General features: G+C 43.4%; 23 protein-coding genes. 14 read left to right on the top strand and 9 right to left on the bottom strand.

The window, feature by feature from the left end:
* Window positions 1-16 precede the first annotated feature (16 nt).
* Entirely contained in the window at window positions 17-943 is a 927-nt protein-coding gene (locus G5T77_RS06540) for an acyltransferase (RefSeq protein ID WP_166137960.1), read from the bottom strand.
* Window positions 944-1196: 253 nt separating this feature from the next.
* Here G5T77_RS06540 and G5T77_RS06535 point away from each other — a divergent pair, with 253 nt between their 5' ends.
* From G5T77_RS06535 to G5T77_RS06495, 9 genes are all read left to right on the top strand, one after another.
* Window positions 1197-1850 carry an OmpA family protein gene (locus G5T77_RS06535; protein WP_166137957.1) on the top strand — a complete coding sequence of 218 codons (654 nt, stop codon included), beginning with the start codon at window positions 1197-1199 and terminating at the stop codon, window positions 1848-1850.
* Window positions 1851-1986: 136 nt separating this feature from the next.
* The gene (gene rep / locus G5T77_RS06530) at window positions 1987-4026 is read left to right on the top strand and encodes a DNA helicase Rep (protein ID WP_159124471.1); all 2040 of its coding nucleotides are present in this window, start codon (window positions 1987-1989) and stop codon (window positions 4024-4026) included.
* A 65-nt stretch (window positions 4027-4091) separates the two neighbouring features.
* On the top strand, window positions 4092-4544 hold the full coding sequence (gene dut / locus G5T77_RS06525) for a dUTP diphosphatase (protein WP_004783254.1): 453 nt from the start codon (window positions 4092-4094) through the stop codon (window positions 4542-4544).
* 417 nt (window positions 4545-4961) lie between these two features.
* On the top strand, window positions 4962-6380 hold the full coding sequence (locus tag G5T77_RS06520) for a phosphomannomutase/phosphoglucomutase (RefSeq protein ID WP_166137954.1): 1419 nt from the start codon (window positions 4962-4964) through the stop codon (window positions 6378-6380).
* A gap of 10 nt (window positions 6381-6390) precedes the next feature.
* Entirely contained in the window at window positions 6391-7299 is a 909-nt protein-coding gene (argB, locus tag G5T77_RS06515; protein WP_159123314.1) for an acetylglutamate kinase, read from the top strand.
* Between the two features lie 268 nt (window positions 7300-7567).
* A complete protein-coding gene (locus G5T77_RS06510) occupies window positions 7568-8416 on the top strand; it encodes a class II glutamine amidotransferase (protein ID WP_166137974.1) in 849 nt (282 codons plus the stop codon).
* A 294-nt stretch (window positions 8417-8710) separates the two neighbouring features.
* On the top strand, window positions 8711-9166 hold the full coding sequence (locus G5T77_RS06505) for a bacteriohemerythrin (RefSeq protein WP_004783243.1): 456 nt from the start codon (window positions 8711-8713) through the stop codon (window positions 9164-9166).
* 159 nt (window positions 9167-9325) lie between these two features.
* Window positions 9326-10405, top strand: coding sequence for a hypothetical protein (locus tag G5T77_RS06500; RefSeq protein WP_166137951.1), 1080 nt, complete (start codon window positions 9326-9328; stop codon window positions 10403-10405).
* Window positions 10405-10734 (top strand): RnfH family protein, encoded by a 330-nt coding sequence (locus tag G5T77_RS06495; RefSeq protein WP_005221123.1) that lies wholly within the window; start codon window positions 10405-10407, stop codon window positions 10732-10734. The genes G5T77_RS06500 and G5T77_RS06495 overlap by 1 nt, the downstream gene beginning before the upstream one ends.
* A gap of 103 nt (window positions 10735-10837) precedes the next feature.
* On the opposite strand, the gene bamE is transcribed toward G5T77_RS06495, so the two are convergent.
* Window positions 10838-11236, bottom strand: coding sequence for an outer membrane protein assembly factor BamE (gene bamE, locus G5T77_RS06490; protein ID WP_004783238.1), 399 nt, complete (start codon window positions 11234-11236; stop codon window positions 10838-10840).
* A gap of 112 nt (window positions 11237-11348) precedes the next feature.
* Between bamE and fur the strand changes: the two genes are divergently transcribed.
* Window positions 11349-11786: a ferric iron uptake transcriptional regulator gene (fur, locus tag G5T77_RS06485; RefSeq protein ID WP_004783237.1), complete on the top strand. Its 438-nt coding sequence runs from the start codon at window positions 11349-11351 to the stop codon at window positions 11784-11786.
* A gap of 65 nt (window positions 11787-11851) precedes the next feature.
* Here fur and G5T77_RS06480 read toward each other — a convergent pair whose 3' ends face one another.
* Window positions 11852-12973, bottom strand: a complete 1122-nt coding sequence (locus tag G5T77_RS06480; protein WP_004783234.1) for a PilT/PilU family type 4a pilus ATPase — start codon at window positions 12971-12973, stop codon at window positions 11852-11854.
* A 27-nt stretch (window positions 12974-13000) separates the two neighbouring features.
* Entirely contained in the window at window positions 13001-14038 is a 1038-nt protein-coding gene (locus tag G5T77_RS06475) for a type IV pilus twitching motility protein PilT (RefSeq protein ID WP_166137948.1), read from the bottom strand.
* A 123-nt stretch (window positions 14039-14161) separates the two neighbouring features.
* Here G5T77_RS06475 and G5T77_RS06470 point away from each other — a divergent pair, with 123 nt between their 5' ends.
* Window positions 14162-14851 (top strand): YggS family pyridoxal phosphate-dependent enzyme, encoded by a 690-nt coding sequence (locus G5T77_RS06470; protein WP_166137945.1) that lies wholly within the window; start codon window positions 14162-14164, stop codon window positions 14849-14851.
* Window positions 14852-14882: 31 nt separating this feature from the next.
* Here G5T77_RS06470 and G5T77_RS06465 read toward each other — a convergent pair whose 3' ends face one another.
* Genes G5T77_RS06465 through G5T77_RS06455 form a run of 3 tightly spaced genes read right to left on the bottom strand, consistent with a single transcriptional unit; the run spans window position 14883 to window position 20866 of the window.
* Window positions 14883-15989, bottom strand: coding sequence for an acyltransferase family protein (locus tag G5T77_RS06465; protein ID WP_166137943.1), 1107 nt, complete (start codon window positions 15987-15989; stop codon window positions 14883-14885).
* Between the two features lie 3 nt (window positions 15990-15992).
* Complete coding sequence (locus G5T77_RS06460) at window positions 15993-19604, bottom strand: AAA family ATPase (protein ID WP_166137940.1); 3612 nt, start codon at window positions 19602-19604, stop codon at window positions 15993-15995.
* Window positions 19605-19612: 8 nt separating this feature from the next.
* Window positions 19613-20866 carry an exonuclease SbcCD subunit D C-terminal domain-containing protein gene (locus G5T77_RS06455; protein ID WP_166137937.1) on the bottom strand — a complete coding sequence of 418 codons (1254 nt, stop codon included), beginning with the start codon at window positions 20864-20866 and terminating at the stop codon, window positions 19613-19615.
* A 628-nt stretch (window positions 20867-21494) separates the two neighbouring features.
* Between G5T77_RS06455 and G5T77_RS06450 the strand changes: the two genes are divergently transcribed.
* Together G5T77_RS06450 and G5T77_RS06445 are read left to right on the top strand one after the other, a co-directional pair.
* On the top strand, window positions 21495-21941 hold the full coding sequence (locus tag G5T77_RS06450; RefSeq protein WP_166137934.1) for an ABZJ_00895 family protein: 447 nt from the start codon (window positions 21495-21497) through the stop codon (window positions 21939-21941).
* A gap of 192 nt (window positions 21942-22133) precedes the next feature.
* Window positions 22134-23039: a TIGR01777 family oxidoreductase gene (locus tag G5T77_RS06445; protein WP_166137932.1), complete on the top strand. Its 906-nt coding sequence runs from the start codon at window positions 22134-22136 to the stop codon at window positions 23037-23039.
* On the opposite strand, the gene thiO is transcribed toward G5T77_RS06445, so the two are convergent.
* Window positions 23028-24149 (bottom strand): glycine oxidase ThiO, encoded by a 1122-nt coding sequence (gene thiO, locus G5T77_RS06440; RefSeq protein ID WP_166137929.1) that lies wholly within the window; start codon window positions 24147-24149, stop codon window positions 23028-23030. The genes G5T77_RS06445 and thiO overlap by 12 nt on opposite strands.
* A gap of 20 nt (window positions 24150-24169) precedes the next feature.
* Window positions 24170-25183, bottom strand: coding sequence for a porphobilinogen synthase (hemB, locus tag G5T77_RS06435; RefSeq protein WP_166137926.1), 1014 nt, complete (start codon window positions 25181-25183; stop codon window positions 24170-24172).
* Window positions 25184-25288: 105 nt separating this feature from the next.
* Here hemB and G5T77_RS06430 point away from each other — a divergent pair, with 105 nt between their 5' ends.
* Window positions 25289-25786, top strand: coding sequence for a thioesterase family protein (locus tag G5T77_RS06430; RefSeq protein WP_034703122.1), 498 nt, complete (start codon window positions 25289-25291; stop codon window positions 25784-25786).
* Window positions 25787-26019: the final 233 nt, after the last annotated feature.

The following is a 26019-nucleotide window of genomic DNA, read 5'->3' as shown; positions in this document are numbered from 1 at the left end:
GTCTCTCTGGCAAATGTCAGGCAGAAGCGGAAATCAGGTTCTGCTGCATTTGCTCAATTAATTGGTCTTTTTCAGTCCAGATCTGGTCTACCCATTGCTGGAAACGCGCACGGTAATCTGCATCATCTTCATAATTGCCGCCGAGTACCCAGTCTGGAATGTCAATTTTTCTCAAGTTCACGGCAATACGCGGGACTTCGCCTAACCAGAATTCCCCATAACCTGGCACACCGTCAGGATAAACAATAGTCATATCCACCAGTGCATCAATTTTGTCCCCCAGAATGTTCAGTGCCAGCGCGAGACCGCCCGCCTTAGGCTTCAACAAATGCTTATAAGGCGATTTTTGCTGTTCATGCTTTTCTGGGGTAAAGCGTGTGCCTTCCAGATAATTCAGCAAAGTAAATGGCTGGCTAACCAGTTGTTCACATGCCTTGCGTGCTTCTTCCATATCCCGATATTTCAGGGAAGGGTTTTTGGCAATCTGTTCCTTGCTATGCCGTTTCATCATCGGGAAGCCCAGAATTTTAAAGGCTTGACCTACAAATGGAATAAAAATTAGTTCCCATTTTGTAAAGAAGCGGGTGAGAGGCATGCGCGTTAAACCGAAATATTGGTTTACCGTGGTATCCACCCAGCTCTGATGATTACAGGTCATTAAATAACGCCCCTGCATGTTCAGATCCAGAGATTCGTCAATACTGATTTGCCATTCGGTATTTTTCAGGACATTGTCAATCAGCCAGTTATTTACGCCCAACCAGCTATTGGTAATCTTGATATTGGTTTCATCAATCTTAGAAGATTTCTTAAAAAGTTTGGTCAGCCCCAAAGCCAGTACGGGTGGTCCATGAAAAAAAGTACTGCCAGTCATGACAGATGTCACCGTGAGGCCACGGGTAAGTTTTTTTAAAGTCGTTTGTTGCTTGCTTTTAGATGACATATAAAAACAGTCCCAGAGAATAATCGTCTAAATTTCATCACATTTTGAACAATATAGAGGGAGTTGAGCGAATAGAAAAGTCCGATCGTTAAACTATGAAGAAACTATGATGAAATTCAGGAAATTGGTTACACATAAACATTATAAAATATTACTAAAAGATTTATTATTAACAAAAATTCAATGGTTATCCCATTATTTTTAAATCATTATCTGACCTAAGATACAAATTACACTACAAAGGAGGCATGCAATGCGTGCACTATTAATTTCAGCAACTGTAGCAGGGGCAGTAGCACTTACAGGTTGTCAAACTACTGGCAATAACCTGGGTGGTGTTGAGTACGACAAAACAGCTTTGGGTACAGTAATTGGTGCTGCTGCAGGTTATGGTATTTCTAAAAGTAATGCCAATACTAGCCGTCAAAACAACCGTGCAGCTGCAATTGGTGCAGTACTTGGTGGTGCAGCGGGTGTTTACCTTGACAATAAAGAGAAAAAATTACGCCAGGCAACTGCAGGTACAGGCGTAGACGTTAACCGTAATCCAGACGGTTCAATCAACTTGGTAATGCCTGGTGCGATTACATTTGACACTAACAAGTCAAACATCAAACCAAACTTCTATGCAACATTGAATAAAGTTGCCCAAGTTCTGACTGAAGACAGCCAAAGCGGTATCTTGGTAACTGGTTATACAGACAGCACTGGTAATGACTCAATCAACATTCCATTGTCTCAAGCACGTGCACAATCTGTTGCGAACTACCTTGCTGGTCAAGGCGTAGCACGTACTCGTATCAATGCACAAGGTCTTGGTTCAGCGAACCCGATCGCAGACAACTCAACTGCGGCTGGTAAAGAACAAAACCGTCGTGTTGAAATTGCAGTATATGCCGTTCAGTAATCACTGATTTTGCAGAAAAACCACCTTCGGGTGGTTTTTTTTATGTCTGAAAGATGACGCAGGAAAATGAATTTTCAATTAGGCATCTGGGCATGAGATGACTATAATCGGAGCCGAATCTAGAAGAGGAAGCCATATGTCACTCGCCAGTCAGTTAAATGACAAGCAACTTGAAGCCATGAAATATACTCAAGGACCCTTGTTAGTACTTGCCGGAGCGGGTTCAGGCAAGACCTCGGTAATTACAAGAAAAATCGCCTACTTGGTCAAGCATTGCGGGATTCCGGCTCACCGGATTACGGCAATGACCTTTACCAACAAGGCGGCACGTGAGATGAAAGAGCGTGTCACCAAATTGCTGACCCGAGAAGAAGCCAAAGGCCTTTCAGTCTCGACCTTCCATACTTTTGGTCTAAATTTATTACGTTTAGAACTCAAACACACACCGCTAAAAAATAATTTCTCGATTCTGGATGCCGATGACTGTAAGCGGATTCTGATGGATCTGATGCATCGCGATAACTTGTCGGGTGCTGAAAGCAAAGAATTGATTGCCAAAGCGATGAAGATGATTTCGGACTGGAAAAACGATCTGATTCCACCAGAGCAAGCACATACCACCTGTGAAACGCCAGAAGATGTTCAGTTCGCGCATTTATACCAACTTTATGAGCGAAATCTGCGTGCCTATAATGCCGTCGATTTTGATGACCTGATTGTGATGCCAACGCGTCTGTTACAGGAAAATGCTGAAGTTCGGGATAAATGGCAGAACCGTGTACGTTATTTGCTGGTCGATGAATATCAGGATACCAATACGGCACAGTATATTCTGGTGAAATTACTGGTCGGGGTCATGGGGCAGTTCACCGCTGTAGGGGATGATGATCAGTCGATTTATGCCTGGCGTGGTGCCAAGCCAGAAAATATGGCGCTGTTACAACAGGATTTCCCGAATCTGAAAGTGATCAAGCTGGAACAGAACTATCGTTCCACTAGCCGTATTCTAAAAGCTGCCAATACCGTAATTGGCAACAACCCGCATATCTTTGATAAAAAGCTCTGGTCAGATAAAGGCCATGGTGAAGTGATTCGGGTTATCACCTGTCGCAATGATGATGATGAAGCAGAACGCGTAGTCAAAGACCTGATCACGCATAAGCTGATGAATGGTAAAAACTGGAAAGATTACGCGATTCTGTATCGTGGTAATTTCCAGGCACGTATTCTAGAAACCCAGCTGCGCCAAATGCAGATTCCTTACAAACTTTCAGGTGGCCAGTCTTTCTTTGCGCGTGCAGAGATCAAGGACATCATGAGTTACCTGCGTCTGATCATTAACCCGGAAGATGACAGTGCTTTCCTGCGGATTATTAATACGCCGAAACGTGCGATTGGCCCGGTGACGCTGGAAAAACTCGGTCTGTTTGCCCAGGAAAATAATTTGTCTCTACTGTCAGCAGCAGGTGATCAACGTCTGACCATGGTCATTCCAAAGAAAGCGACCACACAACTGGCAGAATTTTCAGATTTCATTAATAACTTTACCCGTAACTTGCTGGAAGATGATGAGCCCGTACCGATTATCCGCCAGATGATGGTGGAAGCCGGCTATATTGACTATATCAAGGAATCCGCAGCGACGCCGGCACAGGAAAAAACCAAACTCGATAATATTGAAGTGCTGTATAGCAGTATTCAGAGTCTGATCAATCGTGCAGAAGATGTCGATGAAAAGAATATCGAAAGTGTCATCCGTAAGATGGTGCTCCTCGACATGCTGGAACAGCAGCAGGAAGAAGAAGATACCGATAAGGTTAACCTTCTGACCTTGCATGCATCCAAAGGTCTGGAATTCCCTTATGTCTACTTAATCGGACTGGAAGAAGAAATTCTGCCACATAAGAACTCGATTGCTGCCGAAACAGTCGAGGAAGAACGCCGTCTAATGTACGTGGGGATTACTCGTGCGCGTCAGGGCTTGACTATTACCTTGGCTGAGCAACGTAAGGCGGGTGGACAGATGAAACAGATGACCCCAAGCCGCTTCCTGGATGAGCTGCCAGAAGATGAACTGGAGTGGTTAGGCCGCAAGAAAAAACTTGCAGGCAATATTGATCCAAAACAGCAGGCTCAGCATTATCTGGATAATTTACGTGCCTTGATTAAACGGTAAAAGTAACAGAACGCTACGATTTTGATTCTTTAAATTTTTTGATATTAAACAACAGGAATAAATACATGAAAGTTCAGGTGAAAGTCCTTGATTCACGTCTAGGTCAGGAATGGCCATTGCCGACTTATGCAACGACTGGCTCAGCAGGACTCGATCTTCGTGCATGTGTCAACGAAACGACTGTGATTGAACCGGGTCAAACAGTTTTAGTAAAAACTGGTTTGGCAATTTATATTGAAGATCCAGCATTTGCTGGTTTGATCTTGCCACGTTCTGGTTTAGGTCATAAACATGGGATCGTTTTAGGTAACCTGGTTGGCTTGATCGATTCAGATTACCAAGGCGAGCTGATGGTTTCTGTATGGAACCGCAGTCAGACGGCATTTAGCCTGGAACCTGGTGAGCGTTTAGCCCAATATGTATTAGTCCCTGTGGTACAGGCCGAATTTGATCTGGTGAATGAGTTTGAAGCAACCGAGCGTGGCGCGGGCGGTTTCGGTCATACTGGTAAAAACTAAAATTAAAGGATGACTTAACTTGGATGTTTTGAGTTAAGTCATCTTTTTTTAGAGTTTTAATCATAAAAACAATAAAAAAATGACAGAGCTATTTAATAAACTTTTCTTGAATTTTATTTCAATGAAAAATATTTAAATAAATTTTTAGTATCATTTAAATAGAAAAATAAAATCATTCAGAATTTAAGAAAATAGATGATAAATAATGCAAGAAGTCATTTTTAGTCAGGTTTATTTATTTTACTAGTTATACAAATTAAATACATAAAAGATTAATAATTATACTTTTATAATTGATTGTCACATTCAATTCATATAAAAATACAGAGTCTTAAAACAAAAACAAATGTTTAAAGTCATGATGATTGCTTAATCATTATTTTATCTCCTTATATTCAATAGTGAAAAGAACAGTTTATGGGATCCATGAATCAACCCTTTCCGGCTCACATTTTTCGTGCCTACGATATCCGAGGTAAAGTCAGTTTACTCAGTACAGGTGTGATTGATGCTATTGCGCATGGTCTGGCTCAGCAATATCAAGCTGCGGGACAGACTCGGGTTGCGATTGGCTATGATGCCCGAATCAGCAGTCCGGCTTTTGCTGAAACCATTCGCCGTATTTTTCAAGACTATGCTATTGAAGCCGTCATTATCGGCTGTTGTTCCAGTCCGATGCTGTACTACACAGCGCGTCAGTTTGATGGTAATGGTGTGATGGTCACGGCCAGCCATAATTCTAAAGAAGATAATGGAATTAAATGGATTATTGCAGGGGAGCCGCCTTGTCCCGAGATGATTCAGCAGGTCGCACAAAAAGCAAAACTTCATGTAAATAGTTCTTTATCGTGTCTGAATGATTTGCCTCACCAAATTATTCCCGAATTTTGTCTGCAATATCAGCAGGAAATGCTTGAAGATATTCAGTTGAAGCGCCCATTTAAAGTAGTGCTGGACGGTCTGAACGGTTCAGCAGGACGTTGTGCCAACTTGGTGCTGCAAAAACTAGGTTGTGAAGTTACCGCCTTACGTTGTGAAGCCAATGGGCATTTTCCGGATCATGCGCCTGATCCTTCTCAGGAAGCGCATTTACAAACCTTGCGTCAGGTTGTCATGCAACAGCAGGCAGATCTGGGTATTGCCCTAGATGGTGATGGGGACCGGTTGGTACTGGTGGATGAACAGGGTGTCATTATTAGTGCTGATCAGCTTCTCTGTTTATTCGCAGAAATTTGTATGACTGGCACAAAAGCATGTCAGTTTGTTTATGACGTTAAATGTTCAACCCTGATTCGCGATACAGTTCAACGCCTGGGCGGAAAACCGGTGATGATTCGTACTGGTAGCTCATTCCTGCGTAAATATCTGGCGCAATCCCAGCATCAGGCCATTTTTGGTGGTGAATATGCCGGGCATTATGTTTTTAATGACGCACGTGGCTGGGGTTATGATGACGGTCTTTATGCGGCGCTCCGGGTCATGGAATATCTGGACCAGAAAGGTATGACTTTAAGTGAAGCCTTGCGTGCTTATCCAAAACGTCACGGAACTGAAGACTTATATATTTCCACTCATCAGGTGCAGCCTGTTGAGCTTTTAAACTTTGTTGAGCAGCAATCTACGCAATTAAATGCACAAATCAGTAAAATTGACGGGATACGTCTTGATTTTGATGATGGTTTTGGCATCATTCGAGCATCCAATACGGGTGAATATTTCACGGTGCGCTTTGATGCCAATGATGCACAAGGCCTGAATGAAATTCGACATCTGTTTGTATCCATGTTGCGTGACCGTTATCCACAGATCGCTCAAGACATTTTAGATGCTCAATAAGGAGAGGCGAATGCCAAATCAGCATACAGGCATCGACAAAGCACAAATTTTGACTGAAGCTTTGCCGTATATCCAACGCTTTGCGGGTAAAACCCTAGTGGTAAAATACGGTGGCAACGCGATGACGGATCCTGAGCTAGAAAGCTCTTTTGCACGTGACATCGTTTTATTAAAAACAGTCGGTTTAAATCCGATTGTGGTACACGGCGGTGGTCCACAAGTCGATTCTATGCTGAAACAGCTAGGTCGTGAATCTGACCGTATTGATGGTATGCGCGTGACAGATCCGGCAACCATGGAAGTGGTCGAGATGGTTCTGGGCGGTAGCGTAAACAAATCAATTGTGAACCTGATCAACAAACATGGTGGCCGTGCAATTGGTTTAACCGGTAAAGATGGCAACCTGTTACGCGCCAAAAAGCTGTTAATGGAAAAGACGGCTGAAGACGGTTCAATCCAAAAAGTGGACTTGGGTATGGTGGGTGAAGTCGTTGGCGTGAAAACTGATGTACTGGAAATGTTTACCAACAGTGACTTTATTCCGGTGATTGCGCCGCTCGGTGTCGATGAAGAAGGCAACACCTACAATATCAATGCCGATCTGGTTGCGGGTAAAGTGGCCGAAGCCTTAGGGGCAGAAAAGCTGATTTTGCTGACCAATATTACCGGTGTGCTGGACGAAAATAAAAATCTGCTGACCGGTTTAACGACTCAGGAAGTTGATCGTCTGATCGAAACAGGTGTGATCTATGGCGGCATGATTCCTAAAGTCGGCTGTGCGCTTGATGCAGTAAAAGGCGGCGTGATCAGTGCACATATCGTGGATGGTCGTGTACCACATGCGAGCCTGTTAGAAATCTTTACTGATCATGGTGTAGGAACTTTAATTACCAATCGTTCTAATCCACATCGTCCATAAAGATAAATTGAATATCAAAGAGTCTCACTTGAGGCTCTTTTTTATTTCTTTTATTTTAAGATTTTGATCACTAGAAATATGAAAGTTAAATCTAAAGTATTTATTTTTAAGCTAAGTTTTGAAGCTTAAACTCCTTTTGCTAAATTAAATATAAAAAAATAGTTTATTAGCATTTTTAGCGCATAGCATTGCAATGATCGAGATTTGAAAAGGTTCAGCCTGTGATGCACAATAACCTTAAGAACACTCTGTGACCTGAATGAAGATTATGTGCCAGCTACTTGGAATGAATTGTGCGACACCAACAGATATTACCTTTTCATTTCGAGGTTTTTCTCAGCGGGCGGGGATTACCTCAGATCATTCTGATGGTTTTGGGATTGCTTTCTTTGAGGATAAGGCCTGCCGATTATTCGTTGATAATCAGTCTGCTGTTGAGTCACCGATTGCAGAACTAGTGCGCAATTATCCAATCAAATCCCGTAATGTAATTGCACATATCCGTAAAGCGACGCAAGGCAAAATTAATCTGGAAAATTCGCATCCGTTTAGTCGTGAATTATGGGGACGACAATGGATCTTTGCCCATAATGGTGATTTAAAAGATTTTTTACCTGAGCTTTCTGGACGTTTTACGCCAGTCGGTAACACTGACAGTGAGCGCGCTTTCTGTTATTTGCTGGATCAGCTGGTGAAACATTTTGGTTATGATGAACCGAAGCTGGATCAGGTTTTTGATTTGTTGGCCGAGATTTCTCCATCCATTGCAGAGCATGGCACTTTTAATTTCTGTCTGTCCAATGGTCAGGCTTTATTTACCTATGCAACGACTAAACTGCATTGGCTGGTTCGTGAATATCCATTTAAGCCAGCCCAACTGATTGATATCGAAGTTGAAGTTGATTTTAGCCAAGTCACCACGCCTGAAGATCGGGTCGCTGTGATTACCACAGAGCCGCTAACGCAGAATGAAGAATGGACAGCATTTCAGGAAGGTGAAATGATTTTGTTCAGAGATGGAGCCAAATATCGTTCCCAATTGACACATGTCGCCCGTCTGGAAAGAGAACGTTTGGATCCTTCGCTTAAAAGAGTGACTAAAGCAGATTTATATTAAATCTGGTTAAAATTCGATATTAAAAAACAGGACATCGCTCCTGTTTTTTTGAATTTGATATTTATTTTATAGTGAAATCATTAAAATAAATAAACCATGAAATATAAAATCGATCAAAAAATACTTTATTCTTGTGGTCGGGTTTAAAATATAATTGATTGGATAAACAATGATTTACATTAATTAAGTAGAAAATAAACTGAAAACCAACCGATTTACTTCATTTTTATTTAAATCAATTAGATATATGATCTTTTTCAAGCGATAAATCATTAATATCAATAGGTGGTCGTAATGAAAATGAAATGGGTTCCAGATTATAATACTGGTATCGATGTGATTGACGATCAGCACAAACGAATTCTCGATTATATCAATGAGATTGATGGAATTGATGCCAATACCGATCGTGCTCGTATTAAACAGATTCTAGAAAATATTATTGATTATACCCAGTCTCATTTTACCTTTGAAGAATCACTTCAGGAAGAAGCGGGTTATAAATATCGTGTGCCACATAAACGTGTGCATGACCTGTTTATTAAAAAGATTGAATCTTATCGTGACCGTTTTGAATTGGGACAATCTATTGAAGCGGAATTACATGAAGTATTATCTAAATGGCTGATCAATCATATTCAGCACGATGATGCGGATTATGTCGGTGCAGTAAAAGAAAATATGATGGGAATCATTAAAGATAAAGAAAAGAAAAAGGGTAAAAACTGGTTTGCCCGTTTCTTCTCATAACTCGATTGTTCTTAAAATAAAGACAAATCGGAAAAATAAAAAATAAAGCTTAATAATAAATTTGCGCAGCAAATCACGGGCATGGTGGTTTGCTTTTTTGTTTTTGATTTTCATCGCCTCACAAGGCAAAATAGCGCTAGATTTTTATAGGAATACATCATGCAGGACAATGCTATGTCAAAATGGTTATCGCCTCTGATGGCTTTCTGTTTATCCTTTCTTATTATTGCGACACTCGCACCGATAACAGGTATTCAGATTGACCGTCAGCTTGATTTCTGGATGTTGTGGTTAGCGACCATGCTAATACTGGCCCTTCCAGTCTGTTATCTGGAAATTGCTTTGGCGAAACGCTCAAAAACCACTGCACTACAGGCATTGTCGAGCCTTACCCGTGAAGCTGATAGTTCTCAGCGCTGGCGGATCGTCGGCTGGCTGGCAGTTGTATTTATTCCGTTCCTTGCGGGTGCGATGCTCAATCATGCTTCTAATGTGATTGCAGTGGCCAATCTCGATGTTCAGCAGCCAGTGATTTTTGCGGTGCTGGCAATTGCTGCATTTGTATTATCGCTGGTGCCACGTTTAATTCTGGTTGGGATTACCACGATCGGCGTACTTGCATCTTTGATTATGGCGAATGTGATGGGAACTGAATTACCGGCTTGGCAGGTAACACCCGTCCAATTCGTAGAGTGGGGCAATGCCACTGTATTGGCTTTGGTGGCGAGTGGTCTAGGTATGGGGCTGTATTGGCAATCAAGTCTGGCTGTCGTAAAACAGCAGGATGTTGCGACTAAAACAGCCTTACCGATTTGGGTGGCGCAGCTATTAGCGATCATCGCCTTTGGTTTCTTTGCAGTAAAAGCTGAAATCCCTGCATTTGCTTTAATCGCAGCCATTGTCGCAGCCGCTGCTTTGCTTATGCAAATGGCACGTGAGCAATTACAGCAACGTCAAATGAATATTATCATTCAGTGGGCGATTGTGATCGCTGCCACCTTGGTCTGGTTAATTCCAAATGTTGCTATAATTTTCAATAATCTGCTGATTCTTTGGGGACTGGTGATCAGTCTGATTTATGCCTTGTTTGCTGGCTGGATCATGAAGATCAGCCATTTACGTAAATCGATGAACTTTAGCTCAGAAGCAGTGTATAACATCTGGCGTATTGCGGTTCGTATTGTCTTACCAGTATCAATTATTCTGGCGATTGTTGCGGTATTAGGACAATTTTTCTGATGACTGAGGCAATGATCTGGGTGGCCTATGCTACCCCGGAACAACAGTTTCATATTGCTGTACCTTTCCAGCCCGGCATGACTGCATTGGATGCAATTGAGCAAAGCGGAATCCGTGCACAGGTGGAATTGCCTGAACCTCTGAATCTGGGTATTTTTGGCGCTAAGCTACAGGATCATACCCAGCCATTGGCAGCAGGGGACCGGGTAGAGATTTATCGTGCTTTAACCATTAATCCCAAGGATATCCGCCGTAAACGCGCTGAGAAGAATCCGGTAGGACGTTATGCCAAAGGTAACCGTTTCAAGCAAAATAAACGTTCCGATTAGTGGAATGTGGCTTTATTGAACAGATGGTCTGATTATTTGATAAATCAATCTATTTAATTAAAAAAACCCCTGATCATACAGGGGTTTTTTTATGCAAAACCGATTATAGTGGTGGGGCATTTAAGATCGCTTCTTTGGAACCTGGTAAACCTGGCTGAGATTCTGGAATGGTTTCCAGACCTTCAATACGCTCTACGATACCAGACTGATTAAAGTAAATTTTTAGATGCTGGCCTTGGGCTGCTGGGATCTTGGCTTTTTTAGCATAGGTTCCTGGGGTATAGTTGTAGATGTAGTCCCAGCGTAGCGGATTGAGCGGATCAGATACTGTTGGACTACCGAGCAGGAAACGCACCTGTTGGTGGCTCATTCCTACCTGAATTTTAGAGGCTTGTGCTTGAGTTAAAGGTGTTCCTTGAGGAATATCAACTTTGTACACACCTAATGTCGAACAGCCGACAAGCAATGAAGTGACGAATAACGTCAGCATGATTTTTTGCATTTTGCTACACTATCCCAAATTAATTATGATGCATTTGATCCAAGGATAGATCATACTGCATCTAAACTTTGTTGCCTATTCCAACTTTGATTTTGTTGAGAGACCTTTTTACATGCCTATTTCAAACCAAGATTTACGAAAAGCTGGACTGAAAGTTACCCTTCCACGAATTAAAATATTAGAACTATTAGAAAACTCTAGACGGCATCACCTTAGCGCTGAAGACATTTATAAGACTTTACTCGAACAAGGGGAAGATGTGGGTCTTGCAACTGTGTATCGTGTGTTAACACAATTTGAGGCAGCAGGGATTATCGAGCGTCATAATTTTGAAAATAATCACTCAGTTTTTGAAATTATGCAGGAAGATCACCACGATCACTTGGTTTGTCAAAATTGCAACAAAGTCGTTGAATTTACGAATGATGTTATTGAACATGAACAACACGAAGTTGCGAAGAAATTTGGCTTTGCATTGACTGGTCATTCACTTAATCTTTACGGTTATTGTGACGCGCCTGAATGTCAGGAAGCTTACCGTAAGAAATAATTCAGCTTTAGGCTGAAATAAAAACAGGCTTTATTAAAAGCCTGTTTTTTTTGCTTTGAAAATGATCAGGTTTGACCATCAAAAGTAATATTGGAATGCGCACGTAATAAATGCTCGCCACCTTCTTCTGACAGTTTGATTTGCAGACGCAGGTCGTTTGGTGAGTCGGCGTGTTTTAGTGCATCTTTATAGCTAATCTGCTTGGCCTTATACAGGTCATATAATGCCTGGTCGAAGGTTTGCATGCCCAGTTCACGTGAACGTTTCATCAAATCCTTGATTTCATGCACATCGCCCTTACGGATCAGATCCGCAATCAATGGCGAATTGATCAGGATTTCAATCGCTGCACGGCGGCCATTACCATCGATAGTTGGAATTAGCTGCTGTGCCACAATGGCTTTCATGTTCAGGGACAGATCCATAAACAGCTGGCTGTGACGGTCGGCTTCGAAGAAGTGAATGATACGGTCGATGGCCTGGTTGGCGTTGTTGGCGTGCAGGGTCGCAAAAACCAGGTGACCGGTTTCCGCAAAGGCAATTGCATAGTCCATGGTTTCACGAGAACGGATCTCACCGATCAGAATCACATCTGGTGCCTGACGCAGGGTATTTTTCAATGCCACTTCAAAGGAGTCAGTATCGATACCGACTTCGCGCTGAGTAATGATACAGCCTTTATGCTGGTGCACAAATTCGATCGGGTCTTCAATGGTAATGATATGACCTTTGGAATTTTCATTACGGTAGCCAATCAAAGAGGCGAGGGAAGTCGATTTACCGGTACCGGTTGCACCCACAAAAATAATGATACCGCGTTTGGTCATTGCCAATTCTTTTAGAATAGGCGGTAATTTCAGCTCATCCATAGTCGGAATGACGGTTTCAATACGACGCAGTACCATACCTGGCTGATCGCGTTGCTGGAATGCGCTGACACGGAAACGTGCCGATTTGTCCGGGTTGCTGATGGCGAAGTTACACTCGCGTGTGTCGGCAAATTCCTTGCGCTGCTTCTCGGTCATGATTGAGTTAAGTAGCTGTCCCACAGCTGCACCCGGTAATTTTACCGAGCCAATCGGTACAATCTGACCATTAATTTTGATAGAGGGTTCAACATCGGCTGTAATGAACAGATCCGAGGCCTTTTTCTCTACCATGTAGTTGAGTAAGCCGTTAAAGTCCATGATAAAACCCCAAAAAATTAATTATTTTTATAAGAATGATTCAGGCTGTTTTGCTGCAGTACGGGCGACTTGCGGACTGATAATCCCTTTCGATACCAGCGTTTTCAGGCTTTGATCCAGCGTGGTCATGCCATAGTTGGCACCGGTTTGAATCGCAGAGTACATCTGTGCCACTTTGTTTTCACGGATCAGGTTACGGATCGCCGGAATACCGATCATGATTTCGTGTGCAGCCACACGACCACCCCCATTTTTCTTCAATAGGGTTTGCGAAATAACAGCTTGCAGCGATTCAGACAACATGGCACGCACCATGTCCTTTTCTTCAGCAGGGAATACGTCAATCACACGGTCAATGGTTTTTGCTGCTGAGGTGGTATGCAGGGTACCGAAGACCAAGTGACCGGTTTCCGCAGCAGTGAGTGCCAGACGGATGGTTTCAAGGTCACGCATCTCACCGACCAGAATAATATCCGGGTCTTCACGTAATGCAGAACGTAATGCTTCATTAAATCCATGCGTGTCACGATGTACTTCACGCTGGTTGATCAGACATTTTTTTGATTGGTGTACAAATTCGATTGGATCTTCGACGGTCAGGATATGGTTATAGCGGTTGTCATTGATATAGTCCAGCATCGCTGCAAGCGTCGTTGATTTACCCGAACCGGTTGGTCCTGTCACCAGTACAATACCACGTGGATATTCGCAGATATCTTTAAAGATCTGACCCATGCCTAGATCTTCAATGGTCAGTACTTTAGATGGAATGGTACGGAATACTGCGCCTGCACCGCGGTTCTGGTTAAATGCGTTCACACGGAAACGGGCCACACCTGGAACTTCAAAAGAGAAGTCAGTTTCCAGATTTTCTTCATAATCACGGCGTTGCTTGTCGTTCATGATGTCGTACACTAGTTTGTGTACTTCTTTATGTTCTAGTGCAGGCAGGTTGATGCGGCGTACTTCCCCGTCCACACGAATCATGGGTGGTAAACCTGCTGATAAGTGTAAATCCGACGCACCATTTTTAGCAGAAAAGGCTAACAGTTCTGTAATATCCATAAGGTCCCCGAGTTCATTAAAATGTTATTTATTTTGCTAGAATAATAAGGCTTTCCCACAGCTTAACCAACACTTAGTTGATGAGCAAGGGAAAAAAATCCGCACGAAATGAGAACCCCATCAATGAATATGCTGCAACAGTCACGAAATCAGGTTTTAGCTCAGATCCAGTCCGCCTGCGCTCTGGCGGGGCGTGAGCCGGATTTGGTGCAACTTCTGGCCGTCTCCAAAACCCAGCCTAGCCCTGTGCTGGCAGAAATGTATCAGGCTGGTCAGCGTGCCTTTGGTGAAAACTATTTACAGGAAGCACTGGAAAAAATCACGGCACTCAAAGACCTGGATATTGAGTGGCATTTTATCGGTCATGTGCAGCGCAATAAGACCAAACACCTGGCAGAAAATTTTGCTTGGGTGCATGGAGTAGATCGTCTGATTATTGCTGAACGTTTATCTAATCAGCGTAGTGATTCTCAAGCTGCGCTTAATATCTGTCTGCAAGTCAATATTGATGGACAGGATAGCAAGGACGGTTGTCAGCCTGAGGAAGTAGCTGATCTGGTTGCACAGATCAGTCAATTACCGAATTTGCGCTTACGTGGTCTGATGGTCATTCCTGCGCCAGAAAATACTCAGGCTTTCGCAGATGCCAAAGCCTTGTTCGAAGAGGTCAAAAGCCAACATGCAAAACCTGAAGACTGGGATACTTTAAGTATGGGAATGTCTGCCGACATGACTGAGGCGATTGCAGCAGGTTCTACCATGGTACGTGTGGGAACTGCCTTGTTTGGCGCACGTCCTAAAAAAGCGGACTGATTTGTACTGACAATTGAGTTTTGGGAAAGCGTTATTGCAGAGTAGTTGATAACGCTTTTTTTCTTTGGGGTTCCAGCCATTGGGCCATAAGCCAGGCAAAGAAAATTAAGCTGCACATGCTCATAAATAAGGATAAAACGGCACCCTCAAGACCATGATCAAGCGTTGCAGGAAAGCAGCCTAGAATAAAAAGCAGTAAAGGGAAATGAGTGACATAAAGTGTATAGGAGAAATTTGCAGACTGAGGCCAAACTGGTTGATATTGGCTTTGTTGATGTTGCAGCTGCACAATCCAGCAGACAAAGGCGAGCCCCATACACAGGTTAAACGGCACAAAATAATTTACACGATATAAGTCAGCCTGTTCAATGACATGAAACTGGTAAGCATCCGCACAGGCAATTATAAACGCCAAGCCAAAGAGTACTAATTTAACGAGTTGTAGTCGACTCAAAAAACGCAGCTGGATCTGCTGGAATGAACTGGCAAAGGCAACTAGCCAGAGCAGAAAATAAAACAGGAACTGAAAGTTCAGTATTGAAAGCCCTAGAAGCAAGATAAAAAAGCCGATTTTAGCGATTCCAGAATCTTTTAAAAAAGGCAGAAATCCGGCCAGTACATAAAACCAGACTTCAAAACTCAGGCTCCAGAGCGGTGCATTGGCAGATACCGTCGGTGTAATAAAGCCGTTTAGAAAGAATAAAGAACCTAAAAAATCCTGAGTGTCAATGTTATATGCAGTCCGAATCATCATGCCAAAACTGTTCTGGAACTCATGGCTATGTGAAGCAAAAAATGTAGGTGCTAGCGCATATAGAATCAGACTGAAAGCGGATGCAAACAGAAAGGGCGGTAAAATGCGCCGATAACGCTGCCGTATATACTGCCGCAGATTAAAATTTTCATGTTGTTGGATGTTGTTCTGGATCGAAGTCCCGATTAAATAGCCACTGAGCACAAAAAAGATCATCACAGCAGCCTGGCCTAATAGACGTACCCAGGAATATAGGCTCAGATCAAAAGGCGCGATAAAAGCCTGAAAACTATGACTGAATAGCACCACAATGGCACTGATACCCCGCAAGCTCTCAAGCTGTAAGCTGAAATAGGGCGAGAGCTTGTTCGGGGTAGAGTTCATGCTTTAACCTATAATCTGAATGGTACTGGCACCAGCACCGACCGGTTTAACCTGAATCTGAACCGGAATCCGTTCATGCATCTCCTGTACATGTGAAATCAGCACCACTTTACGGCCCTGACTCTGCAAATGATCCAGCGCATTCATGACCATATGTAAGGAAGCCGGGTCTAAAGTACCAAAACCTTCATCAATAAATAGCGATTCCAGCTTCATTGAGCCGGAAGCCATATTGGCAATCGCCAAGGCCAGAGCCAGAGAGACCAGGAAGGTTTCACCGCCAGAGAGTGACAGGACAGGACGCACTTCGCTGTTCATATCCAGATCAATAATCGCCAGACTCAAACTGTCTGGAATCCGGTGCAGCTGATAACGCGGTGCTAGAGGCTGTAATTGCTGATTGGCATATTCGACCAGAATATCCAGATGATGTTCTTGCGCGATTTTCTGGAATTTGGTGCCTTCCTTATGGCCGATCAGGTCATAGATCCGCCCCCAACGATATTCTTCAGCTTTGACCTGTTCAATCTGATGCTGGTAGCGTTGTAAGGTCGATTGGTTATTGGCATGTATTCTTAGTTTGGTGGCTACTTCATTACAGGCATTTTCCTGTTCAGCTTTTTCCTGTGCCAGTCCACTTAAGCGCAGTTCAACTTCTTCAAAGCTAAGTTCAGGCTTGGATTTCAAATGATGCTGATATTGTTCCTCCAGAATATCCCAAGCCGTTTTGGCATTTTCAACCACCTGATGTTGTGCCTGTAATTGCTGGCGAATTTGCTGATGCTGTTGCAAGTCAATATTCAGGCAATGCTGGATATGCTCGGCATCAAACGCAGGATATGTATTTTGCCAGTCTTGAATAGATTGCTGGCATTGCTTGATCTGCTGTTCTAGTTGCTGAATCTGGGTGATGAAACTCTGTTTTTTCAGTTCAGCTTGTTGCAAATGCTGATCATGCTGCTGGGTCATCAGACTCTGTGCCCGTAATTGTTCATCCAACGCCTGTTGTTGTTGCTCCAAACGGTCACGCCATTCCTGTGCCTTAGGATAAATCTGTCCGGCATGGGTGAGGGTCAGATGGTTGAGCTGTTCACGTAGCGCTTTACCCATATTCAGCGCCGTATCCATCTTTTGCTGTAACTGAGCATCATATTGTTGATGCAGGCTGAGCTGATCACGTGCCTTTTCAATATGCTGGTTTAAGTTTTGGATGTGAGTCTCTAGGGTTTTGAATTCCTGAGACTGTTTCTGACGTTGTTGCAGTTGTTGGGATAACTGCTGACAGCTTGATGAGGCATCAGTAATCCAGGATTTCTGCAAGGACTCAGGCAGTAGATTAAGAACCGGATGAATCATTTGTTCTAGCTGTAAATGCTGCTGCATGCTAAAACGTAGTTGATCCAGCTGTTGCTGTTGCTGACGCCATTGTTTCCAGTCACTTTGCTGATTTTGCAGGGTCTGGACTAGCTGCTGTTGTTCTTGTTGAAGTTGAAGCACATGCTGACCAAGCTGTTGCTGCAAATGATCTGTACTCTGGCTTAAATCAAACAGCAAATCAAATTGCTGAAGATCCTGATTTAATTGAACCTTCTGCTGTTGTAGTGTCGTATTGAGCTGACTGCTGCGTTGCTGATATTGCTCAATTAGGGTTTGTAGTTGAGATTGCTGGATTTGTGCTTGCTGCCATGTCTGAGTCAGTTGCTGTAGTTTTTTCTGAGCTTCCTCAAGCTGCTGGTCATGTAGCTGTTGCAAAGCATTTTCTAGTAGTTCCTGATGCTGTACAAAAGGATGCTCATGACTGCCACAGACCATACAAGGCTCATTTGGTTTCAGCTGTGCACGTAATTCCTGAACACTTTGTGCCTGTAATAAACGTTGCTGAGCCAGTACTTGTTGCAATTGTTCGAAAGCCTGTTCTGCTTCCTGACGTTGTTGCTGTAATTGAACCAGCTCAGTTTCTAGTTGCTTTAAACGATCATGATAGCTTTCTAACTCGCGGTTCAATTGTAGGCTTTCAGTTTCTAAGCCAGCCATTTGCTGTACAGTGCGCATTAAAGCTTCAAGCTTCGAATGCTGGGTACTGAGTTGCTGCTGTTGGGTCTGGAACTGTTGGATCTGCTGTTCAAGCTGATCCAGATGAGTATAACGCTGAGTGAGTTCCTGCAAGCTAGCAGATAAAGCCTGTTGCTGCTGTTCCAATTCAGCCCGGCTAGATTGGAAAAGTGCCGGGTGCTGCCGCATGAATTTCTGATGCAGTTCCTGATAATCCTGTAAGCGTTGTAAGGTTGCTTGTGGCTCGTCATCAAAAACCGCTAAGAAGCTCTGTTGTTCTAGTTGCTTTTGAATCTGATGGTACTGAACCTGAACTTGTTGCAAATGCTGCTCAGTCTGCACCAGTTGATTCTGAACAGGCTGAATCTGCTGGGTTCTATAGGTCTGCTGTTCGGCTAAAAGCTGCTTATACTGCTCGCCAATCGACAGCATTTCATGATCCAGCTTGAGTCCCTGATCCAGATAAGGCTTGATCTTCTGGAACTCTTGTTGCTGCTGTTGTTGCTGTTGCTGAATATGCTGCAACTTGTGCTGTTCGCTATCACGCTGCTGCTGAACTGACATGAATTCGGCAACAAAGTTTTGCTGCTCAGTCAGTAAATGGCTACGCTGCTTTTGAAACTGATGTTGCTGGACAAACTGTTCCCGAATCTGCTGAAACTGGTCCAGTTGATCTAATAACTGTTTTTGCGGTGTCATTTTCTGTTCAGCATCCAGCTGAACCGTATAGATTTCTTTTTTGGCCTGAATTTCAGTATAGAGATAATGCTGCTGGCGATGCCATTTCAGGTCATTCTCCAGTACCTTTTCGCTCTGGTTTAGATGTTCAACCACCTGTTTTAAAGTCGTGTGTTGCTGCTGCAGAGCAGCAATATCTTCTTCAGATAACAGTTCCAGATGACCGATTAATTTTTCCAGGTCAGCACGTTTCTGCTTCACTTCACTGTGTTTTTCAAATGCTTTCTGGCTGACCAGACTGAAAATCTGAGAATTGGTCAGATATTCGAGTAAATCGGCACGTTCATTATCTTTGGCTTTTAGAAAGGCACCAACTTCGGACTGTGCCAGCAAAACCGCACGGGTAAATTGCTCGAAACTCAGGCCAACCAGTTTTTCAATCAGCGGTGTGCATTCAGAAATTTTCTGGTTCAACACACGTTGATCATCCAGACAGGTAATGGCACGATCGACCTTTAAATTACCATCCACTTTCTGCCGGGCACGACGAATTTCCCAGCGTGCCGTATAGCGTTTCTGGTCTAAGGCAATAAACTCAAGCTCGGCAAAACCCTGTACGCAGCCACGACGAAGAATATTTTTGGAATCCTTGATCGAGACATCCTGTCCGCCGGCATCTTTCAGACTACCTGTGGCACCTTTTAAACGTGGAATTTCGTTGTACAGCGCCAGACACATGGCATCGAGCAGGGTGGATTTTCCAGCACCGGTTTTTCCGGTAATCGCAATCAGTCCGGCATGTGCCAGAGGATTTGATTCAAAATCAATATGATGCGTACCAGCGAGAGAGGCGAGGTTATTTAGGCTCAGACGGATAATTTTCATGGCTGATCCTAAGCTTGTTGTTTTTGTGCAAGTTCATGTTGGGCTTCGACCAATAACTGCTGAAAATCCTGCTGCACCGAATGATCCTGGCTATAACCCATTTTTTCCCAGATATTGAAAAACAGTGATTCAGGTGTTGGAGGTGCCAAGTCAATTTTAGAGCTATCAGCCTGATCTTCTGCCTGACGTTGATAAATCCGGCTGATGCGTAGCAGACGATAACGATTTGGCGGCAGTGCCTGTTCAATCTGCTGACGTAAATCTACCGGTGGCGGTGCATCGGTAGTATATTCAATTTCCAGAAAATGTCGTGCTGCCAGATGCTCAATTTCCCCAGTCGGCAGTGCTTTTACTTTGCTGAGCAGATTTTCCAGATTTTCTCGAATTCTAAATAGCTCGACAGTACGAGGAACTTTCAGCGCTTCAAACTGAAAACGCTGTTCAGCATTTTGTTCAGGATCGATTCTGACTTCAACAACCTGATGCGAATAGTTGATCTCACTAAAGGATAGGGGAATCGGGGAGCCACTATAGCGAATATGCAGCTGACCGACTTTCTGCGGTTTATGCAGATGTCCCAGAGCGACATAGTCAATGACTTCATCAAATAACGCCGTTGAGAGAGCTTCTTCATTGCCGACAATAATGGGGCGTTCGGAATCGGAAGTTTCACCGCCTTGCATATGTGCATGTGACATAAGAATCAGTGCCTGATGTGGCTGCTTACGTGCTTTGGCTTCGGCAATCAACTGTTGGTGCAGATAGCTGATGGCATTCTGGCTATTATGGGTATGTTCATTAATACCGGTAATTTCGGCACTGCGCAAATAAGGTAGAGTTAGGCACCAGGCAATAATCTCTTGCTGCTGGTCATAAATCGGAACCAGCAAACGATCCAGATCAAGACCATTGTCCGCAGTCCGGCCGACAATACCCACCGCTTTGGCATTGAATTTAGTGAGTAAAGGCTGAACCTGTTCAATCCGGTAACCTGAATCATGGTTGCCGGCAATCATCAGGGTTTGCATATGCGGTGCCAGCTCATGAGCATCGGCAAGGAATTGATAAAGCTGTCTTTGGGCACTGGAAGCGGGATTGATGACATCAAAAATATCACCGGCAATCAGTAGGGCATGTGGCTGTTTTTCCTTGATTTGTTCAAGGAGCCAATTCAGGAATTGTGCATGTTCAAATTCACGGTCATGGTTATGGAAAAACTGTCCCAAATGCCAATCAGAAGTATGTAGAAAATGAACTGCCATGTATACTCACCTTTATTTTTGCCTTCCTACTATAGAAAAAAGCCCAGCTAAAAATCTACTTGAAAAAAATATTTTGATCTATTTCATTGCTACACATCATTAAAACTATTTTCAGCGTAGTTTTGAATATTAGAATAATATCTATGAAATCAATAAAATGTGATGTTTATATATAAAGTATTGAATCCAGCGTTTTTATTTTAAATTTTACTTCAGGCATTTTTTTGTAGTACCTGAATCGCAGAACCAATATTTTTTATAAAAATTGCTAAAAACAGACTTGAAAAAACAGTTAATCATTATTTTATGCTGCATAAGAAGCCGATAAAGATTCGCAGGCGAATTGCTAAAAACGGTTCGTCCAAAAAATAAAAACCGACGATTCGAGTGATGATGAAATCGTCGGTCAAAGATTTGTGTATAGTGAAAATTTTGGCTGCTATTCAAAATTTTCTAAAACACTGGACTTATTGCTTTAGCAAAGAGAACGAAAATTTGTGGATGCCAGTCCAAATTTCCGAACCTCGTACCCTATATAACGTCAGCATCTCGTTTTAGGTTGACAATAAAATGAAAAAAAAATTAATTTTTTTTATACTAGTTGATTAATTGTCCTTGAGTCCTGCTGATGGTGCCTCTAACTCGCTATTTTCTCTGGTTTTTCTTCCTATGCTTTATTTTCACCTGCATTTGCGGGGTTGTGGCGGCGTTAATGCCGACCGGCATGGGCGCAGTATTAACCATTGTGCCTTATCTGGTGGCGATGATCTGGGTACTGTTTAATTTTTTAAAAAAGGAACAACGGGCGCCAACCCAAGCAGAACGTAAAAAATTCACCTTAGGATTCAGTCTGATTTACTGGGGCTATAATCTGGTATTTTTAATTCTAGGGATTGCTATTGCGACGCGTTCCAATCCGAATGCCTGGCAGGACTTTTTACTATATCTGCAACAGCCCCAATTTATGAGTATTGTCGTGATCATGTTCCTGCTCATCGCGATTCCGCTTTATCTGCTGACCTACTGGTTTTATGGCAAACAGGCACAGCGTATGGCAGCAAAAATGTTTAGCTAAGATTTCGACTCTTTATATCAAAATCGTTGAGATTAAATTCAAAAAGCTAAATCAGGCTGATAGAAAATCAGACGTTTTCTGTATAGCCTGATAACAATTCCTCATTTATCGATCCAACCTACTTTATCTAACATTTTGATTTATGAGTGACGTATAATTTGAGCAATACAATAATAATGGCTCAGAATAACCATGTATAAACCTGTAGTCCTTATGACAGGCGCCAGCGGTTTTATTGGCAGCCATCTGGTGAAATTTTTACTGGCTCGTGATTATGCCGTGATCGGCCTGACCCGGCAGAAAAAATTGCGTGAAGAGCATCCTGATTTTCACTGGATTAATAATCTGGAAGAATTGAAAAATCATCAGATTGACTATGTGATTAATCTGGCTGGTGAAAGTATCGGTCAGGGTCGCTGGACAGCCGCCCGGAAAAAGAAATTGCTGGACAGTCGGCTAAATACCACCAGGCAGTTATATGACTATCTAGAGAAAAATCAGATTAAGCCCAAATGTATTATTTCGACTTCAGCGGTCGGCTACTATGGAATCGATCCGCAAGAACACTGGGAGACGGTGTGTACAGAACAAAGTCCACCACAATCCATTTTTATGTCAGAACTGTGTGAGAAATGGGAAAAACTGGCCTTGTCCTATACTGGGCAGGACACCAAAATTGTTCGCTTTGCTGTGGTGTTTGGTCAAGGAGGCGGGATTCTTCCGCAGATGTTATTGCCGATTAAACTGAATATGTTTGGCCGGATTGGCCACGGGCGTCAACCGGTGACCTGGGTGCATCTACTGGATGTCATGCGGGCGATCGAATTTCTGATGCAGCAGCCGACCCAGCAACAGGTATTTAATGTGGTTGCACCTGAAAAACTCAGTCAGGCGCAGTTTGCCCGGATAGCAGCACAGGTGCTGAAGCGTAAACCTTTATTGCCCTTACCAGCTTGCAGTATGAAAATGATGCTAGGTGAACAATCACAACTGATTCTGAATGGTCAATATGTTCAGCCCAAAGCCTTGCAGGAAGCCGGATTTGAATTTAATTATCCGACCCTGAAAGAAGCGCTAATTGATATTTTAAACCGTTAAAGAGTGCGGCTGTAAACGCTGTACCGGACTATAAGGCTGTGGATCTACGATGGTCGGTTGTTCCAGGATTAACTGAGACAGCAATTTTCCAGAAGCAGCACCCATACATAAGCCATTACGGAACTGGCCAAAATTGGTCCAGAGATTGTTCAGATGCGGAATTTTGCCGATATAGGGAATGCCATCCGGGGAGCTTGGTCGTAGACCAGCCCACTGTTTCACAATTGGGAAATCAGCCAGCTCCGGTACCATTTCCAGGCAGGCTTCCAAAATATCCTGACGGATTTCAGCAGAAGGCGAAGTATCAAAACCGACCTGACGCATGCTGGAACCACACAGTACATGACCATCACGACGTGGAATCAGATACATGACCTTGTTCATGCACATGGTCGGTAGCCAGTTTTCTGGTGTTTTAAAGAGCAACATCTGGCCTTGAACCGGATGAACTGGAATGTCCAGACCGAGCTGTTCAGACCAGCGTGCAGACCATGCACCGGTGGCAATGACGAACTGATCTGCTTTAAAGCTCAGGCCATTTTTAGTGGAAACACTGTGTACATGATCTTGCTGGATATTTAGCTGACTAATATTGCAATGCTCTTGCCAAGTGACACGCGGATGCTGTTTAAGGTAAGCAATAATGGACTGTAACAGTCGCGGATTGCGGATATTGGAGAGTTCTGGGAAGTAGATCGCCTGTTTGAATTTTAGATCTACTTTACTATTAATCTGCTGAATCTGAGGCTGATCCAGGTATTCGGCATGTTGCTGCGGATCTTGATATTGCTCGGCATAGCGCAGTCCAATCTCAAAATCCGTTTCATCAAAAATCAGCATACCGGTTTCATGAATCTGGAAATCAATCCCGGTGATCGGTTGCAGTTTCTGGTTCCAGGCTTGATACAGCGGTTTGGCATGGCGGGCGAGGGCATTGACGGCATTAGGATAACGCCAAGGATACATTGGGGAGAGGATACCACCTCCGGCCCAAGAGGCTGCCTGTCCAGCCGCTTGCTGATCGAAAATCGTAATAGAACATTCCTGTTCAAGCAATTCCAGAGCTGACATCAAACCGGTGATGCCCGCTCCGATAATGGCGATATGCATTGCGCCAAGGTCCTTCTATTTTATTTCATGTCTTTCAGTTTGAGCGCCGCTTCTTCCGCAAAGTAGGTCCAGATACCATCTGCACCGGCACGGCGGCAGCACATCAGGGACTCAAGAATCACGCTATCAGATAACCAGCCATTCTGAATCGCAGCAGCCAGCATGGCATATTCGCCACTAACTTGATAAATAAAAGTAGGTACACCGAAGGTATCTTTGACTTCACGAACCACATCCAGATAAGGCATCCCCGGTTTAACGATGACCATATCTGCACCTTCCTGGATATCCAGTGCAATTTCATGCAATGCTTCAGCACGGTTACCGAAATCCATTTGGTAATTGTATTTATTGCCGCCTTTCAGGTTGCTGGCAGAACCAACCGCATCACGGAATGGACCGTAGAAACTAGACGCATATTTGGCTGAATAAGCCATAATAGAGGTATAGATATGGCCATTCTGTTCAAAGGCCTGACGAATTGCACCGATGCGGCCATCCATCATGTCACTTGGCGCGACAATATCAGCACCGGCTTCGGCATGGCTTAAAGTCTGCTTGATCAGTGCTTCAACCGTTTCATCATTCAGCACGTAACCGGTTTCATCAATGATGCCATCCTGGCCATGCGTGGTATAAGGGTCTAGCGCGCCATCAGTGATCAGCACCATTTCCGGTAATTCTTTTTTCAGCAGGCGAACGGTCTTCTGTACCAGACCATCTTCATGCCAAGCGGCTTCTGCAGTCAGGCTTTTATCTTGTTGTGGTGTGACTGGGAACAGCGCCAGCTTATTGACACCTAGTTCGAGCAAACGTTCTGATTTTTTTAACAACAAGTCAGCAGACAGGCGCTGCACATTTGGCATACTTGGAATGTCTTGGGTCTGGTTTTGTCCCGGAAGCACAAATACTGGATAAATCAAGTGATCAGCACTGAGATGGGTTTCACGTACCATAGAACGTAAATGCTCATTTTTACGAATACGACGCATGCGAGTTGCAGGAAACGCGGGACGATTGAACGTATAGGTCATAAAAATCTCAGTAATCAGTATTAAACTAGGCCCCTATTGTAACCCTATCTGAATTTTTTGGGCATAAATTAGCGGTTTTTTATTGTTGTAGCTTCGGGCAGACTTATGACTAAGACAGAAAGAAATTGGACAGGTAATATACATTTAGGTGCAAAAGTGGATATTGAAGTGGTCTTAAACCAGTTGGTACACGCTTTTAATACCTCTCCTTTTTTTAAGCATAATGGCATGACCATGCGGGTGGTCGATGGTCAGATCGAAGCATATGTTGAAATGCAGGATTTCATGATTGGAAATGTGGCATTTCAGATTCTGCATGGTGGTCTTGCAGCGACCATACTCGACAGTATTGGCGGAATTGTGGCGATGGGTGAGCTGTACAAGAAAGCTGAACCGGAAACTATTGCCGATACGATTAAAAAGGTATCACGTCTGGCGACGGTAGATATGCGCGTGGATTATCTGGCGCCCGGTCGTGGCAAATATTTTATTGCCCGTGCAGAAACCTTACGTTTGGGGCGTAAGGGTTGCACCATGCGCATGACTATGGTCAATGATGATGACAAGCCGATTGCCACAGCGATTGCCTCATATGCCTATTAATTAAGTTTATCTCCTCGATCCTGGCTTACTCTGAGCCCGAACTAAACCCTTATTCCTGGAATAGGGGCTTAGCTTTTTAAACTTCCGAGTAATATTTTTTTGCATATTTTCTAATTTTTATTATTAGAATGCATGAAAATTAAAGGCTCTAGACTAGCAGATTTACACTTAATTTTACCTAATGAGGTTCCACAGCTCAGTTGCTAACTCATTAGGTTCCCTCATCCAACGGC

It is taken from the genome of Acinetobacter sp. GFQ9D191M (assembly GCF_011174875.1).
Lineage (GTDB): Bacteria > Pseudomonadota > Gammaproteobacteria > Pseudomonadales > Moraxellaceae > Acinetobacter.
This window is presented reverse-complemented; position numbering and strand designations above follow the sequence as displayed.